Source organism: Brenneria sp. g21c3 (assembly GCF_040240345.1).
In the GTDB taxonomy this organism is placed as follows: Bacteria; Pseudomonadota; Gammaproteobacteria; order Enterobacterales; family Enterobacteriaceae; genus Brenneria.
The window spans coordinates 10,908-25,640 of the sequence record NZ_JBEIAB010000032.1; the positions used below are offsets into that span (position 1 = coordinate 10,908).

30 protein-coding genes are annotated in these 14,733 nt (G+C 50.1%); all 30 read right to left on the reverse strand.

Features of this window, described 5'->3' with window-relative positions; translation table 11 throughout:
- Positions 1-34: 34 nt before the first annotated feature.
- Positions 35-1,024: a DNA-directed RNA polymerase subunit alpha gene (locus ABRZ28_RS23605; RefSeq protein WP_048637257.1), complete on the reverse strand. Its 990-nt coding sequence runs from the start codon at positions 1,022-1,024 to the stop codon at positions 35-37.
- Between the two features lie 25 nt (positions 1,025-1,049).
- Positions 1,050-1,670, reverse strand: a complete 621-nt coding sequence (gene rpsD, locus ABRZ28_RS23610; protein ID WP_319606528.1) for a 30S ribosomal protein S4 — start codon at positions 1,668-1,670, stop codon at positions 1,050-1,052.
- A gap of 30 nt (positions 1,671-1,700) precedes the next feature.
- Complete coding sequence (gene rpsK / locus ABRZ28_RS23615; RefSeq protein WP_002919257.1) at positions 1,701-2,090, reverse strand: 30S ribosomal protein S11; 390 nt, start codon at positions 2,088-2,090, stop codon at positions 1,701-1,703.
- 16 nt (positions 2,091-2,106) lie between these two features.
- Positions 2,107-2,463 (reverse strand): 30S ribosomal protein S13, encoded by a 357-nt coding sequence (gene rpsM / locus ABRZ28_RS23620; RefSeq protein WP_150437818.1) that lies wholly within the window; start codon positions 2,461-2,463, stop codon positions 2,107-2,109.
- A gap of 146 nt (positions 2,464-2,609) precedes the next feature.
- Positions 2,610-2,726: a 50S ribosomal protein L36 gene (rpmJ, locus tag ABRZ28_RS23625; protein WP_002227352.1), complete on the reverse strand. Its 117-nt coding sequence runs from the start codon at positions 2,724-2,726 to the stop codon at positions 2,610-2,612.
- 33 nt (positions 2,727-2,759) lie between these two features.
- A complete protein-coding gene (secY, locus tag ABRZ28_RS23630; protein WP_048637254.1) occupies positions 2,760-4,091 on the reverse strand; it encodes a preprotein translocase subunit SecY in 1,332 nt (443 codons plus the stop codon).
- 7 nt (positions 4,092-4,098) lie between these two features.
- A complete protein-coding gene (gene rplO / locus ABRZ28_RS23635) occupies positions 4,099-4,533 on the reverse strand; it encodes a 50S ribosomal protein L15 (RefSeq protein ID WP_319606527.1) in 435 nt (144 codons plus the stop codon).
- Between the two features lie 3 nt (positions 4,534-4,536).
- Positions 4,537-4,716 carry a 50S ribosomal protein L30 gene (gene rpmD, locus ABRZ28_RS23640; RefSeq protein WP_004846568.1) on the reverse strand — a complete coding sequence of 60 codons (180 nt, stop codon included), beginning with the start codon at positions 4,714-4,716 and terminating at the stop codon, positions 4,537-4,539.
- Between the two features lie 6 nt (positions 4,717-4,722).
- Complete coding sequence (gene rpsE, locus ABRZ28_RS23645) at positions 4,723-5,223, reverse strand: 30S ribosomal protein S5 (RefSeq protein WP_005970257.1); 501 nt, start codon at positions 5,221-5,223, stop codon at positions 4,723-4,725.
- A 14-nt stretch (positions 5,224-5,237) separates the two neighbouring features.
- Positions 5,238-5,591, reverse strand: a complete 354-nt coding sequence (gene rplR / locus ABRZ28_RS23650; protein WP_009111214.1) for a 50S ribosomal protein L18 — start codon at positions 5,589-5,591, stop codon at positions 5,238-5,240.
- A 9-nt stretch (positions 5,592-5,600) separates the two neighbouring features.
- Positions 5,601-6,134, reverse strand: coding sequence for a 50S ribosomal protein L6 (gene rplF / locus ABRZ28_RS23655; RefSeq protein WP_319606526.1), 534 nt, complete (start codon positions 6,132-6,134; stop codon positions 5,601-5,603).
- A gap of 13 nt (positions 6,135-6,147) precedes the next feature.
- Entirely contained in the window at positions 6,148-6,540 is a 393-nt protein-coding gene (rpsH, locus tag ABRZ28_RS23660; protein ID WP_109491456.1) for a 30S ribosomal protein S8, read from the reverse strand.
- A 33-nt stretch (positions 6,541-6,573) separates the two neighbouring features.
- On the reverse strand, positions 6,574-6,879 hold the full coding sequence (gene rpsN, locus ABRZ28_RS23665; RefSeq protein ID WP_109491455.1) for a 30S ribosomal protein S14: 306 nt from the start codon (positions 6,877-6,879) through the stop codon (positions 6,574-6,576).
- 13 nt (positions 6,880-6,892) lie between these two features.
- A complete protein-coding gene (rplE, locus tag ABRZ28_RS23670) occupies positions 6,893-7,432 on the reverse strand; it encodes a 50S ribosomal protein L5 (protein WP_319606525.1) in 540 nt (179 codons plus the stop codon).
- A 14-nt stretch (positions 7,433-7,446) separates the two neighbouring features.
- Positions 7,447-7,761 (reverse strand): 50S ribosomal protein L24, encoded by a 315-nt coding sequence (gene rplX / locus ABRZ28_RS23675; RefSeq protein WP_319606524.1) that lies wholly within the window; start codon positions 7,759-7,761, stop codon positions 7,447-7,449.
- 10 nt (positions 7,762-7,771) lie between these two features.
- Positions 7,772-8,143: a 50S ribosomal protein L14 gene (gene rplN, locus ABRZ28_RS23680; RefSeq protein ID WP_000613954.1), complete on the reverse strand. Its 372-nt coding sequence runs from the start codon at positions 8,141-8,143 to the stop codon at positions 7,772-7,774.
- A gap of 167 nt (positions 8,144-8,310) precedes the next feature.
- The gene (rpsQ, locus tag ABRZ28_RS23685) at positions 8,311-8,565 is read right to left on the reverse strand and encodes a 30S ribosomal protein S17 (RefSeq protein ID WP_009111210.1); all 255 of its coding nucleotides are present in this window, start codon (positions 8,563-8,565) and stop codon (positions 8,311-8,313) included.
- The gene (gene rpmC, locus ABRZ28_RS23690; RefSeq protein WP_048637248.1) at positions 8,565-8,756 is read right to left on the reverse strand and encodes a 50S ribosomal protein L29; all 192 of its coding nucleotides are present in this window, start codon (positions 8,754-8,756) and stop codon (positions 8,565-8,567) included. The genes rpsQ and rpmC overlap by 1 nt, the downstream gene beginning before the upstream one ends.
- The gene (rplP, locus tag ABRZ28_RS23695) at positions 8,756-9,166 is read right to left on the reverse strand and encodes a 50S ribosomal protein L16 (RefSeq protein WP_009111208.1); all 411 of its coding nucleotides are present in this window, start codon (positions 9,164-9,166) and stop codon (positions 8,756-8,758) included. The genes rpmC and rplP overlap by 1 nt, the downstream gene beginning before the upstream one ends.
- A gap of 12 nt (positions 9,167-9,178) precedes the next feature.
- Positions 9,179-9,880, reverse strand: coding sequence for a 30S ribosomal protein S3 (gene rpsC, locus ABRZ28_RS23700; RefSeq protein ID WP_005970274.1), 702 nt, complete (start codon positions 9,878-9,880; stop codon positions 9,179-9,181).
- 17 nt (positions 9,881-9,897) lie between these two features.
- On the reverse strand, positions 9,898-10,230 hold the full coding sequence (rplV, locus tag ABRZ28_RS23705) for a 50S ribosomal protein L22 (RefSeq protein ID WP_012764045.1): 333 nt from the start codon (positions 10,228-10,230) through the stop codon (positions 9,898-9,900).
- 14 nt (positions 10,231-10,244) lie between these two features.
- A complete protein-coding gene (rpsS, locus tag ABRZ28_RS23710; protein ID WP_004929772.1) occupies positions 10,245-10,523 on the reverse strand; it encodes a 30S ribosomal protein S19 in 279 nt (92 codons plus the stop codon).
- 16 nt (positions 10,524-10,539) lie between these two features.
- Complete coding sequence (gene rplB / locus ABRZ28_RS23715; RefSeq protein ID WP_330521816.1) at positions 10,540-11,361, reverse strand: 50S ribosomal protein L2; 822 nt, start codon at positions 11,359-11,361, stop codon at positions 10,540-10,542.
- Positions 11,362-11,380: 19 nt separating this feature from the next.
- On the reverse strand, positions 11,381-11,683 hold the full coding sequence (gene rplW, locus ABRZ28_RS23720; RefSeq protein ID WP_009111205.1) for a 50S ribosomal protein L23: 303 nt from the start codon (positions 11,681-11,683) through the stop codon (positions 11,381-11,383).
- On the reverse strand, positions 11,680-12,285 hold the full coding sequence (rplD, locus tag ABRZ28_RS23725) for a 50S ribosomal protein L4 (protein ID WP_208229548.1): 606 nt from the start codon (positions 12,283-12,285) through the stop codon (positions 11,680-11,682). The genes rplW and rplD overlap by 4 nt, the downstream gene beginning before the upstream one ends.
- A 10-nt stretch (positions 12,286-12,295) precedes the next feature.
- Complete coding sequence (gene rplC / locus ABRZ28_RS23730; RefSeq protein WP_319606522.1) at positions 12,296-12,925, reverse strand: 50S ribosomal protein L3; 630 nt, start codon at positions 12,923-12,925, stop codon at positions 12,296-12,298.
- A gap of 32 nt (positions 12,926-12,957) precedes the next feature.
- Positions 12,958-13,269, reverse strand: coding sequence for a 30S ribosomal protein S10 (gene rpsJ / locus ABRZ28_RS23735; protein WP_001181005.1), 312 nt, complete (start codon positions 13,267-13,269; stop codon positions 12,958-12,960).
- Between the two features lie 291 nt (positions 13,270-13,560).
- Positions 13,561-14,037 (reverse strand): bacterioferritin, encoded by a 477-nt coding sequence (gene bfr, locus ABRZ28_RS23740; protein WP_330521817.1) that lies wholly within the window; start codon positions 14,035-14,037, stop codon positions 13,561-13,563.
- Positions 14,038-14,108: 71 nt separating this feature from the next.
- Positions 14,109-14,303: a bacterioferritin-associated ferredoxin gene (bfd, locus tag ABRZ28_RS23745; protein WP_319606542.1), complete on the reverse strand. Its 195-nt coding sequence runs from the start codon at positions 14,301-14,303 to the stop codon at positions 14,109-14,111.
- Between the two features lie 203 nt (positions 14,304-14,506).
- On the reverse strand, positions 14,507-14,733 hold a 227-nt coding region (locus ABRZ28_RS23750), incomplete at its 5' end, for an EF-Tu C-terminal domain-related protein (protein ID WP_502880481.1).

Sequence of the window (14,733 nt, forward strand, 5' to 3'; positions counted from 1 at the left end):
ATCCTTCTCAGTAAAACCTTAACCTGTGATCTGGTTACTCATCAGCAATGCTTGCCGGCGGCCAGTTTTCCAGGCGCATGCCCAGAGACAAACCACGTGAAGCCAGCACATCTTTAATCTCAGTAAGAGATTTTTTACCCAGGTTAGGCGTTTTCAACAGCTCAACCTCGGTACGCTGTACCAGATCACCGATGTAGTGGATAGCTTCTGCCTTGAGGCAGTTAGCAGAGCGGACAGTCAATTCCAGATCGTCAACAGGGCGCAGCAAGATCGGATCGAACTCTGGTTTTTCTTCTTTAACTTCTGGTTGACGTACGTCACGCAGGTCAACAAAAGCTTCAAGTTGTTCAGCCAGAATGGTGGCCGCTCGGCGGATCGCCTCTTCAGGATCGATCGTGCCGTTGGTTTCCATTTCGATGACCAGCTTGTCCAGGTCAGTACGCTGTTCTACACGTGCTGCTTCAACATTGTAGGCAATTCGCTCTACAGGGCTGTAGCAGGCATCGACTAACAGGCGACCAATCGGGCGCTCATCTTCTTCCGTATGAATACGGGCAGATGCCGGCACATAACCACGGCCACGCTGAACTTTAATACGCATGCTGATAGCCGCGTTTTCATCGGTCAGATGGCAGATCAAGTGCTGTGGCTTGACGATTTCGACATCGCCGTCATGGACGATGTCGGCTGCAGTCACAGGGCCAATGCCAGATTTATTCAGGGTAAGAATAACTTCATCTTTGCCTTGAACTCTCACCGCCAGCCCTTTCAGGTTGAGCAGGATTTCCAGGATGTCTTCCTGTACGCCTTCTTTGGTGCTGTACTCATGCAGTACACCATCAATCTCAACCTCGGTCACCGCGCAACCTGGCATGGATGAAAGCAGAATACGGCGCAGTGCGTTGCCAAGAGTATGGCCGAAGCCCCGCTCTAACGGCTCAAGGGTCACCTTGGCGTGCGTCGAACTGACTTGCTCGATATCAACCAGGCGCGGTTTTAGAAACTCTGTCACAGAACCCTGCATTGTGTCCTCTCTTTGGTACTAAGCTTTACTTGGAGTAAAGCTCGACGATCAGGTGTTCATTAATGTCCGCAGACAGATCGGTACGTTCAGGAATACGTTTGAACACACCTTCCATCTTGGCAGCATCAACTTCCAGCCAAGTTGGCTTTTCACGCTGTTCAGCCAGCTCCAGAGCGGCTTTAACGCGAGATTGCTTTTTAGCTTTCTCACGGATGCTGACTACGTCATTCGGGGATACCTGATAAGAAGCGATGTTAACAACGCGACCGTTTACCATGATAGCTTTGTGGCTAACCAACTGACGCGCTTCAGCACGAGTGGCGCCAAATCCCATACGATAAACAACGTTATCCAGACGGCCTTCCAGCAGTTGTAACAGGTTTGCACCCGTGTTGCCTTTCAGACGCGCTGCTTCTTTATAATAGTTACGGAACTGGCGTTCCAGCACACCGTAGATACGGCGAACTTTTTGCTTTTCACGCAACTGTACACCATAGTCAGACAGACGCGGTTTACGCGCACCATGCTGACCAGGAGCTTGTTCAATCTTACACTTGGAATCGATCGCACGAACACCAGACTTCAGAAACAGGTCGGTGCCTTCACGACGGCTCAGCTTGAGCTTAGGACCCAAATATCTTGCCATTTTCTTTCTCCAACAATCCTAAAAGCAGCGTTATACGCGACGCTTTTTCGGCGGACGACAACCGTTATGAGGGATCGGAGTCACATCAGTAATATTAGTGATGCGGAAACCAGCCGCGTTCAATGCGCGGATAGTTGACTCACGGCCCGGACCAGGTCCTTTAACCATAACTTCCAGGTTCTTGATACCGTACTCTTTCACTGCTTCAGCACAGCGCTCTGCTGCTACCTGAGCGGCGAACGGAGTGGATTTACGAGAACCACGGAAACCGGAACCACCGGCAGTTGCCCAACCCAGCGCATTACCCTGACGATCGGTAATAGTCACGATGGTGTTGTTGAAAGAAGCATGGATATGAGCCACACCGTCAGAGACTTGCTTTCTTACACGCTTACGTGCACGAATAGGTGCCTTTGCCATTATTCAATCACCCCGATTATTTCTTGATCGGTTTGCGCGGACCCTTACGGGTACGGGCGTTAGTCTTGGTACGCTGACCGCGAACCGGCAGACCACGACGATGACGCAAACCACGATAAGTACCAAGGTCCATAAGACGTTTGATGCTCAGGGTAACTTCACGACGCAGATCGCCTTCGACAACAAACTTGGCAACTTCGTCACGCAGCTTATCGATTTGCTCTTCAGACAGCTCACTGATCTTAACATTTTCGGCGATTCCCGAAGCAGCGCAAATAGCCTGCGAACGAGTCTTGCCGATACCATAGATCGACGTTAACGCGATAACGGTATGTTTATGATCAGGAATGTTAATGCCTGCTATACGGGCCACTATGCACTCCTACAATTTTATACAGCAATACCATTCTGAAAAGCCCGTTTTCAGGATACTCAAATAGTATTGCAGTTACAGACAAAAGATTGGCTGGCTAATCTAGCCAGCTCAACCCAACTTTGCAAGAAAAATATGCGAGATAATCAGCCTTGACGCTGTTTATGCTTCGGTTCGGCACTGCAGATCACGCGAACGACACCGTTACGCTTAACGATTTTGCAGTTACGACATAATTTCTTGACGGAAGCACGAACTTTCATTTTTACTCTCCGTAACTTCTCAAGCTCACCCGATTAACGGTTATAGCCTTTCAGGTTTGCTTTCTTCAATGCAGACTCATACTGACTCGACATCATCAGAGTTTGCACTTGAGCCATAAAGTCCATGATGACCACAACAACGATCAATAATGACGTGCCGCCAAAATAGAAAGGCACTTTCATTGCATCACGCATGAACTCCGGGATCAGGCAGATGAAAGTAATATACATCGCCCCTACCAAGGTAAGGCGGGTCATTACTTTATCGATATATTTCGCCGTTTGCTCTCCCGGACGAATTCCTGGCACGAATGCACCGGACTTCTTCAGGTTATCTGCTGTTTCACGAGGGTTGAATACCAACGCAGTGTAGAAGAAACAGAAGAAGATGATTGCAGTCGCATAGAGTAACACATAAAGCGGTTGTCCAGGCTGCAAATACATCGAAATTGTAGTCAGCCAGTTCCAACCGGTACCACCCCCGAACCAGGATGCAATCGTAGCCGGGAACAGAATAATGCTGGAAGCGAAGATAGCCGGGATAACCCCCGCCATATTCACTTTCAACGGCAAATGCGTACTCTGTGCTGCATAAACGCGACGACCTTGTTGACGCTTGGCATAGTTAACGACGATACGACGCTGACCACGCTCAATGAAAACAACGAAGAAGGTTACTGCAAACACTAAAACTGCAACCAACAGCAACAGGAGGAAGTGCAGGTCGCCTTGCCGCGCTTGCTCGATGGTATGGCCAATGGCCGGCGGCAATCCCGCAACAATACCAGCGAAGATTATAATCGAAATACCGTTGCCGATACCTCGTTCCGTAATCTGTTCACCCAGCCACATCAGGAACATCGTCCCGGTGACCAGACTCACAACAGCGGTAAAGTAGAAGGCAAAGCCCGGGTTTAACACCAGGCCCTGCATCCCAGGCATATTCGGCAGACCGGTAGCAATACCGATCGACTGGAATATGGCCAATACCAGAGTACCGTAGCGGGTATACTGACTAATCTTGCGACGGCCAGCCTCCCCTTCTTTCTTTATTTCCGCCAACGCCGGATGAACCACCGTCAACAACTGGATAATAATCGATGCCGAAATGTACGGCATGATACCCAGGGCAAAGATAGAAGCACGGCTGAGTGCACCACCAGAGAACATGTTAAACATTTCAATGATGGTGCCTCGCTGTTGCTCAAGCAATTTGGCAAGCACAGTGGCATCAATACCAGGAATCGGAATAAAAGAGCCAATACGGAAAACAATCAGCGCACCGATAACAAACAAAAGTCTGCGCTTCAGTTCACCAACTCCGCCTTTAGCACTTTGAAAATCTAATCCTGGTTGTTTGGCCATCTGCTACTTATTCCTCAATTTTACCGCCAGCAGCTTCGATAGCAGCACGAGCACCTTTAGTGACACGCAGACCACGAATCGTTACCGGACGAGCAACTTCACCAGACAGAATCACTTTCGCAAATTCGATCTGAACGCCAATAACATTAGCGGCTTTCAGCGTATTCAGGTCAACGGTGTCGCCTTCCACTTTAGCCAGGTCAGACAGACGAATCTCTGCCGTAACCATTGCTTTGCGAGAAGTAAAACCGAATTTCGGCAGGCGACGGTATAAAGGCATCTGACCGCCTTCGAAACCGCGACGCACGCCGCCGCCAGAACGCGAGTTCTGACCTTTGACACCACGTCCGCCGGTTTTACCCAGGCCGGAACCGATACCACGACCTACACGCTTCGCAGCATGTTTGGCGCCTTCGGCCGGAGACAGAGTATTCAAACGCATCTGTTACTCCTCCACTTTAACCATATAGGAAACCGCGTTGACCATACCGCGCACCGCAGGAGTATCCTCGCGTTCAACAGTATGACCAATACGACGCAGACCCAGGCCAAGCAGCGTTGCCTTATGTTTCGGCAGACGACCGATTGCACTACGGGTTTGAGTTATTTTAATAGTCTTTGCCATGGTTAATTACCCCAGAATTTCTTCAACGGATTTACCACGCTTGGCAGCGACCATTTCCGGGGACTTCATGTTGGCCAGGCCATCAATCGTTGCACGAACCACGTTAATCGGGTTAGTGGAACCATAGGCTTTAGCCAATACGTTGTGTACCCCTGCGACTTCCAAAACGGCGCGCATTGCACCGCCGGCAATAATACCGGTACCTTCGGAAGCCGGCTGCATGAACACACGAGAACCCGTGTGAGCACCTTTAACCGGGTGCTGCAGGGTGCCGTTGTTCAGCGCGACATTCATCATATTGCGACGGGCTTTTTCCATCGCTTTCTGGATCGCTGCCGGAACTTCGCGTGCTTTACCGTAGCCAAAACCAACGCGACCGTTGCCATCACCCACTACAGTCAGTGCGGTGAAGCTGAAAATACGGCCACCTTTAACGGTTTTAGATACGCGATTTACCGCGATCAGCTTTTCCTGCAGTTCGCCAGCTTGTTTCTCGATGTGAGCCATCTTACACCTCTACCTTAGAACTGAAGGCCAGCTTCACGGGCAGCATCTGCCAGTGCCTGGACTCGACCATGATATTGGAAACCGGAACGGTCAAAGGATACGTCTTTAATCCCTTTTTCCAATGCGCGTTCAGCAATAGCTTTACCTACTGCGATAGCTGCATCTTTATTACCGGTATACTTCAGTTGTTCAGCGATAGCTTTTTCTACAGTAGAAGCGGCTACCAGGACTTCAGAACCGTTCGGTGCGATGACCTGCGCATAAATATGGCGCGGGGTACGATGTACCACCAGACGCGTCGCACCCAGTTCCTGGAGTTTGCGGCGTGCGCGGGTCGCACGACGGATACGAGCTGCTTTCTTATCCATAGTGTTACCTTACTTCTTCTTAGCCTCTTTGGTACGCACGACTTCGTCGGCGTAACGGACACCCTTGCCTTTGTAAGGCTCAGGACGACGGTAGGCGCGTATTTCCGCGGCAACCTGACCGATAACCTGCTTATCAGCGCCTTTCAGCACGATTTCAGTCTGGGTCGGGCATTCTGCAGTAATACCTGCCGGCAGCGCGTGGTCAACCGGGTGAGAGAACCCAAGAGACAGGTTCACTACGTTGCCTTTTACGGCAGCACGATAACCAACACCGACCAGCTGCAGCTTCTTGGTGAAGCCTTCGGTAACACCGATAACCATTGAGTTCAACAGAGCACGAGTGGTACCCGCTTGGGCCCATCCGTCAACAAAACCTTCGCGCGGAGCGAAAGTCAGAGCGTTGTCAGCTTGTTTAACTTCAACAGCATCATGGATCTTACGACTCAGCTCGCCGTTTTTACCCTTAATCGAAATAACCTGACCGTTGAGTTTTACCTCTACGCCGGCAGGAATGACGACGGGTGCTTTTGCAACACGAGACATTCTTTCCTCCCGATTAAGCTACGTAGCAGATAATCTCGCCACCAAGACCAGCCTGGCGAGCTGCACGATCAGTCATAACACCTTTAGAGGTAGAAACAACCGCGATACCCAAACCGGCCATAACTTTCGGCAGCTCATCTTTTCTTTTATAGATGCGCAGACCTGGACGGCTTACTCGCTGAATGCTTTCTACCACTGCCTTGCCCTGGAAATATTTAAGTTCTAATTCCAGAACCGGCTTGGCGTCGCCTTCGATTTTAAAATCTTCAATGTAACCTTCTTCCTTCAGCACGTTGGCGATTGCCACTTTCAGCTTGGAGGAAGGCATGGTGACCGCAACTTTGTTCGCGGCTTGACCGTTACGGATACGGGTCAGCATATCCGCGATCGGATCTTGCATGCTCATCTGTCTTTACTCCCGTGATTCAATTGGTGACAATTACCAGCTAGCCTTTTTCAGACCCGGAATTTCACCGCGCATAGCGGCTTCACGGACCTTGATACGGCTCAACCCGAACTTCCGCAGGAAAGCATGCGGACGACCAGTTTGACGGCAGCGGTTACGCTGACGAGACGGGCTGGAATCACGCGGCAGAGTCTGCAGCTTAAGAACTGCATCCCAACGTTCTTCGTCGGAAGAGTTCACACCAGAGATAATAGCTTTCAATTCCTCGCGTTTAGCGCGGTATTTATCAGCCAGTTTCACGCGAACGACTTCGCGTGCTTTCATGGATTGCTTAGCCATTAGTAACCCTACCTTACTTGCGGAATGGGAAGTTAAAGGCGGCCAACAGCGCACGGCCTTCATCATCGGATTTCGCAGTAGTGGTAATGGTAATATCCAAACCACGAACGCGATCGACCTTGTCATAGTCGATTTCCGGGAAGATGATCTGCTCACGCACACCCATGCTGTAGTTACCACGACCGTCGAATGACTTGGCGGACAGGCCACGGAAGTCACGGATACGCGGTACAGCAATGGAAATCAGTCGCTCAAGGAACTCCCACATGCGTTCGCCACGCAGAGTTACTTTACAGCCGATCGGATAGCCCTGGCGGATTTTGAAGCCTGCAACAGATTTGCGTGCTTTGGTGATCAACGGTTTTTGACCGGAGATTGCTGCCAGATCAGCTGCTGCGTTATCCAGCAGTTTCTTGTCAGCGATCGCTTCACCAACACCCATGTTCAGGGTGATCTTCTCGACCCGAGGGACTTGCATGACAGAATTGTAGTTAAACTGTTCAACCAGTTTTTTAACTACTTCGTCTTTGTAGTAATCATGCAGTTTCGCCATCGTACTACTCCAAATTACTTGATAGTTTCGCTATTAGATTTAAAGAAACGGACTTTTTTGCCGTCTTCGAATCTAAAGCCTACACGGTCAGCCTTACCAGTTGCCGTATTGAAGATTGCAACGTTGGAAACCTGAATTGCAGCTTCTTTTTCAACGATGCCGCCCGGTTGGTTCAGGGCCGGAACCGGCTTCTGATGTTTTTTAACCAGGTTGATACCTTCAACAATGACCTTACTAGCAGACAGGACATTTTTTACTTTACCGCGCTTACCTTTATCTTTGCCGGTTAGCACGATAACTTCGTCATCACGACGGATTTTCGCTGCCATGATTCGCTCCTTAGAGTACTTCTGGTGCCAGAGAGATAATTTTCATGAACTTCTCATTACGCAGTTCACGAGTTACCGGCCCAAAAATACGCGTGCCGATGGGCTGTTCGCTGTTATTGTTCAGAATAACGCAAGCATTACCATCGAAGCGAATGACAGAACCGTCCGGGCGACGAACACCCTTCTTGGTGCGCACCACTACCGCCTTCAGCACATCGCCTTTCTTCACCTTACCGCGAGGAATTGCTTCCTTGATGGTAATTTTGATGATGTCGCCGACGCCTGCGTAGCGACGGTGCGAGCCACCTAGAACCTTGATACACATTACGCGACGTGCACCGGAGTTATCGGCCACATTCAGCATAGTCTGTTCTTGGATCATTTTAGTGCTCCGCTAATGTCAACTACTACTTTAGGACCCATGATAGGCCATTAAAATGCCCCATAATTAAGGGCGCAGCATTATAACACCGCTTCCTGAATATGGGTAGAAAAAATAAACGGCTCAATTACTGAGCCGTTTATCATATCGAGAAGAGCGTTACTGTATTACAGAATCGCTTTCTCTACAACGCGAACAAGCGTCCAAGACTTGGTTTTGGACAGCGGACGGCATTCGCGGATTTCAACCACGTCGCCGGTACCGCATTCATTGTTCTCGTCATGTACGTGCAGCTTAGTCGTACGTTTAATGAACTTACCGTAAAGCGGGTGTTTCACGAAACGTTCGATGGCGACGACGATGGATTTCTCCATTTTGTCGCTAACGACACGGCCTTGCAGAGTACGGATTTTATCGGTCATTACGCACCCGCCTTCTCAGTCAGTAAAGTCTTAACACGTGCAACATTACGACGCACTTGTTTCAACAGGTGAGTTTGTTGCAGCTGGCCACTTGCCGCCTGCATGCGCAAATTGAATTGTTCGCGCAGCAGTTCGAGCAGCTCGGTGTTCAGCTCTTCAACGCTCTTTTCACGCAGCTCTTGTGCTTTCATTACATCACCGTCTTAGTTACAAAGGTGGTTTTAATCGGCAGTTTCGCTGCTGCCAGTTGGAATGCCTCACGGGCCAACTCTTCCGGCACACCGTCCATTTCGTACAGGACTTTACCTGGCTGAATCAAGGCAACCCAATACTCAACGTTACCTTTACCTTTACCCATACGCACTTCAAGCGGTTTTTCGGTGATCGGTTTGTCCGGGAATACACGGATCCAGATCTTACCTTGACGCTTAACGGCGCGGGTCATGGCACGACGTGCAGCTTCGATTTGACGAGCAGTCAGGCGACCGCGGCCAACAGCTTTCAGACCGAAAGTGCCGAAGCTAACATCCGTACCTGCTGCCAGACCACGGTTGCGGCCTTTGTGCATCTTACGGAATTTTGTACGCTTTGGTTGTAACATCAGCGACTCTCCTTACTTGCGGCCTTTACGCTGCTGCTTTTTAGGTTGAGCAGCCGGTTTTTCCGGTTGTTCAACGGCAGCCATACCACCCAGGATCTCACCTTTGAAGATCCACACTTTCACACCGATAACACCATAAGTGGTGTGCGCTTCGGAAGTGTTGTAGTCGATATCCGCACGCAGGGTGTGCAACGGAACGCGACCTTCACGGTACCATTCGGTACGCGCGATTTCAGCGCCGCCAAGACGGCCGCTTACTTCAACTTTGATCCCTTTAGCGCCCAGACGCATGGCGTTCTGTACGGCACGCTTCATAGCACGACGGAACATCACGCGACGTTCCAGCTGAGAAGTGATGCTGTCGGCAACCAGTTTTGCGTCCAGTTCAGGCTTACGAACTTCTGCGATGTTGATTTGCGCAGGTACGCCGGCGATATCCGCTACGACTTTACGCAGTTTTTCAACATCTTCACCTTTTTTACCGATAACGATACCCGGACGAGCGGTGTGAATAGTCACACGGATGCTTTTTGCCGGACGTTCGATAACGATACGAGAAACGGAAGCTTTTTCCAGTTCCTTCGTCAGGTATTTACGAACTTTAAAGTCGCTGTCCAGGTTGTCAGCGAATTCTTTGGTATTCGCATACCAGGTAGAGTTCCAAGGTTTGACAATACCCAGTCGAATACCATTAGGATGTACTTTCTGACCCATTGCTAGTCTCCAGAGTCTCAGCGATCGGACACAACCACAGTGATGTGGCTGGTACGCTTCAGGATGCGATCCGCACGACCTTTAGCACGCGGCATAATGCGCTTCATGCTAGGGCCTTCGTCTACGAAGATTTTCGCAACTTTCAGATCATCAATGTCAGCGCCATCGTTGTGCTCTGCGTTAGCAATGGCAGACTCCAGCACTTTTTTAACCAGACCAGCAGCTTTCTTGTTGGTGTAGGTCAGAATATCCAGAGCTTGCGACACTTTCTTACCGCGAATCAGGTCAGCCACCAGGCGAACCTTTTGAGCAGAAGAACGAGCGTGACGATGTTTAGCGATAGTTTCCATCTCTTCCTCCTACCTTAGCGCTTTTTAGCCTTTTTATCGGCCGCATGGCCGCGATAAGTACGAGTCGGCGCGAATTCACCCAGTTTGTGACCGACCATTTCATCGGAAACAAACACCGGAACGTGCTGACGACCATTATGGACAGCGATGGTCAAACCGATCATGTTTGGAAAGATCGTTGAACGACGGGACCAAGTGCGCAAAGGCTTCTTGTCACCGCTTTCCACCGCTTTCTCTACCTTCTTCAGCAAGTGCAGGTCAATAAATGGACCTTTCTTGAGAGAACGTGGCATGGTTTATCCTCTAAAATTATTTAGTACGGCGACGTACGATAAACTTATCAGTACGCTTGTTGCTGCGGGTCTTCTTACCTTTGGTCTGTACGCCCCACGGGGATACCGGGTGCTTACCAAAGTTACGACCTTCACCACCACCGTGCGGGTGGTCTACCGGGTTCATCGCCGTACCGCGAACGGTAGGACGAACACCACGCCAGCGAGCAGCACCTGCTTTACCCAGAACGCGCAGCATGTGCTCCGCATTGCCTACTTCGCCCAGCGTTGCGCGGCAGTCGGACTCGACTTTGCGCATTTCGCCGGAACGCAGACGCAGGGTCACGTAAGAACCGTCACGCGCAACGATCTGAACGTAAGCACCGGCAGAGCGAGCCAGCTGGCCGCCTTTGCCTGGTTTCAATTCTACGTTATGAACCGTTGAACCGACCGGGATGTTACGCATCGGCAGGGTGTTACCGGGTTTGATTGCAGCATCAACGCCAGATTGAATCTGGTCGCCAGCTTTCAGGCCTTTCGGCGCCAGGATGTAACGGCGTTCGCCGTCTTTGTACAGAACCAGCGCGATGTTCGCGGAACGGTTCGGATCATACTCCAGACGCTCAACAACAGCAGGAATACCATCTTTGTTGCGTTTGAAATCAACCAGACGATATTGCTGTTTGTGACCACCACCGATGTGACGGGTAGTGATGCGGCCATTGTTGTTACGGCCACCGGATTTGCTGTTCTTTTCCAGCAACGGGGCATAAGGTTTGCCCTTGTGCAGCTCAGGGTTAACCACTTTAACAACGTGGCGACGACCCGGAGATGTCGGTTTACATTTAACAATTGCCATTGTTCTTTACTCCTCCGACTTACTCTGCGCCGCCGATGAAGTCCAGATTCTGGCCTTCTTTCAGGGTGACGTAAGCTTTTTTCCAGTCGCTACGACGACCGATACGCTGTCCATGACGTTTCACTTTTCCTTTAACTACCAGGGTGCGAACATCATTGACTTCGACTTCAAACAGTTTCTGCACAGCAGCTTTGATTTCTGCTTTGGTCGCGTCTTTAGCAACTTTGAGCACGATGGTGTTGTTCTTTTCCATCGCTGTAGACGCTTTTTCAGAAACGTGCGGCGCGCGCAAAACTTTCAGCAGACGTTCTTCACGGATCATGCGAGCATCTCCTCAACTTGCTTAACAGCTTCAGCAGTCATGACGACTTTGTCGAAGGCGATCAAGCTAACTGGATCGATACCGGCGACATCACGCACATCAACCTTGTACAGGTTGCGCGCGGCCAGGAACAGATTTTCATCCAGTTCGCTGGTGATGATCAGTACGTCTTCCAGCGCCATGTCTTTCAGTTTCTGTGCCAGCAGCTTGGTTTTCGGCGCTTCAACAGAGAACTTTTCGACAACGATCAGACGATCTTGACGTACCAGTTCGGACAGAATGCTTTTCAGCGCGCCGCGGTACATCTTTTTGTTAACTTTCTGACTGTGATCCTGAGGCTTGGCAGCGAAGGTCACACCACCGGAACGCCAGATCGGGCTCTTGATAGAACCTGAACGCGCACGGCCTGTACCTTTCTGACGCCACGGTTTTTTACCGGAACCAGTTACTTCAGCACGGGTCTTCTGAGCGCGAGTACCTTGACGGGCACCTGCTGCATAAGCAACAACAACCTGGTGTACCAGCGCTTCGTTGAAATCACGACCGAAGGTAGTTTCGGAAACAGTCAGCGCGCTTTGCGCGTCTTTCAATACTAATTCCATTGCTATCTCCTCACGCCTTCACAGCTGGTTTAACGATCAGGTCGCCGCCGGTTGCACCCGGAACAGCACCCTTAACCAGCAGCAGGTTGCGCTCAGCGTCAACACGCACTACGTCCAGGCTCTGAACGGTTACACGTTCGTTACCCAGTTGGCCTGCCATTTTCTTGCCTTTGAACACTTTGCCCGGAGTCTGGTTCTGACCGATAGAACCCGGAACGCGGTGAGACAAGGAGTTGCCGTGGGTAGCATCCTGAGTGCGGAAGTTCCAGCGCTTAACCGTGCCGGCAAAACCTTTACCTTTGGATGTACCAGTAACGTCAACTTTTTTAACGTCTGCGAAAATTTCAACGCTAATGCTTTGACCTACGGTGAACTCTTCGCCTTCGGAAAGACGGAATTCACGCAGAACACGGCCAGCTTCTACGCCAGCTTTAGCAAAGTGGCCCGCTTCTGGTTTGGTAACGCGGTTTGCTTTTTTAGCACCGGTAGTTACCTGTACAGCGCGGTAACCGTCGTCAGCCAGGTCTTTAACCTGAGTTACGCGGTTTGCTTCAATTTCGATAACGGTTACAGGGATAGAAACACCATCTTCAGTGAAGATACGGGTCATGCCCACTTTTTTACCGACTAAACCAATCATTGTTTCAACCTCTCAATCGCTCAATGACCTGATTAACCCAGGCTGATCTGCACGTCTACACCGGCAGCCAGATCCAGACGCATCAGAGCATCAACGGTTTTCTCGGTTGGCTCAACGATGTCAACCAGACGCTTGTGAGTGCGAATCTCGTACTGATCGCGCGCATCTTTATTGACGTGCGGAGAGATCAGAACGGTAAAGCGCTCTTTGCGGGTCGGCAGCGGGATCGGACCACGGACTTGCGCACCAGTGCGCTTGGCAGTCTCGACGATTTCCGCAGTTGATTGATCGATCAGACGATGATCAAACGCTTTCAGGCGGATACGGATTCTTTGGTTCTGCATGAGACCAGAGCTCCAATTATTTATAAACGTAAATAATTACTCCTCACACCCATTTCGATTGATGGGGGAGTGTAATCGTCAGTACATAACCCCCATATCGGGAGTATTGTTTTGGCTAATGACTAAACTAGCCCTCTGATTGAGTAAAAATCAGACTCGCCTTAGTTTTGACGAGCTCGCGCATTATACGCAAATTGACGCAGGAAGCAACAAATAGGATGAAATGATTTAATATGGCGGCCGGAACGTGGTGCTTGCGGCCGCTACGCAACGAATACATCAAAGTAGCGCTTATTGCTCTTCCCTAAGCTGACTTTGCAGGTAATTTTGTATGCCAATACGGGCGACCAGATCCAGCTCGGTCTCCAGCCAATCAATATGCCCTTCTTCATCAGCCAGAATGTCTATCAATAGGTCCCTGCTGACATAATCCTGCACGGAATCCGCGTAGGCGATGGCTTCGCGTAAATCCCGGGCGCCGTCCAGTTCAAGTTGCAGGTCGGAACGCAAGATCTCTTCAACATCCTCGCCGATATTCAGCTTGCCTAAATCTTGCAGATTGGGAATACCTTCGAGAAACAGGATTCGTTCAATGTAGCGATCGGCGTGTTTCATTTCGTCAATCGACTCATGATACTCGTGATCGTTGAGACGGGTTAAACCCCAGTTTTTAAACATCCGGGCATGCAGGAAATATTGGTTGATCGCGACCAACTCATTCCCCAATAACTTGTTCAGATAGGTAATGACTTTTTTATCGCCTTTCATGACACGCTCCTCCGTTCCAGTTCTTAAAGTGTAGAACCGGTAAACAGAGAGTCAAAAAAAGACCTTACATTTTATGCTACATCATATATATCAGTCAGTTGCACTCGTTCATCTTCAAAGATATCCCTCGCCTGACGAATACACTTGCCGCAGTCCGTGCCAATCGGAATCAACTTACGCAGTTGCTGCATAGACTGGGGCTGATATTGGCGAACGGCTTTGCGGATCGCTTTATCAGAAACGGCGTTACATAAACAAACATACATACCAAAGCAACTCATTTTATGCCGGCCGGCCGGCCGATAACGCTCATGGCCGCCGCAGGCGGTGCTTAAAACCGCTCCCAGCGATTTTTCAATCAATTCTCACATTGTAAATAGGAATTATTTTTATTTCAATTCACATTAATGACTACAGGCGTAAAAAAAGGCACCGAAGTGCCTTTTTCATGCTTTTAGTTTATCAGCGATTAAGCGATAACTTTAGCAACAACGCCCGCGCCAACGGTACGACCGCCTTCACGGATAGCGAAACGCAGACCGTCATCCATTGCGATCGGCGCAATCAGGTTAACAACCATCTTGATGTTGTCGCCTGGCATTACCATTTCCACGCCTTCCGGCAGTTCGATGGTACCGGTCACGTCAGTGGTACGGAAGTAGAACTGAGGACGGTAGCCTTTGAAGAACGGAGTGT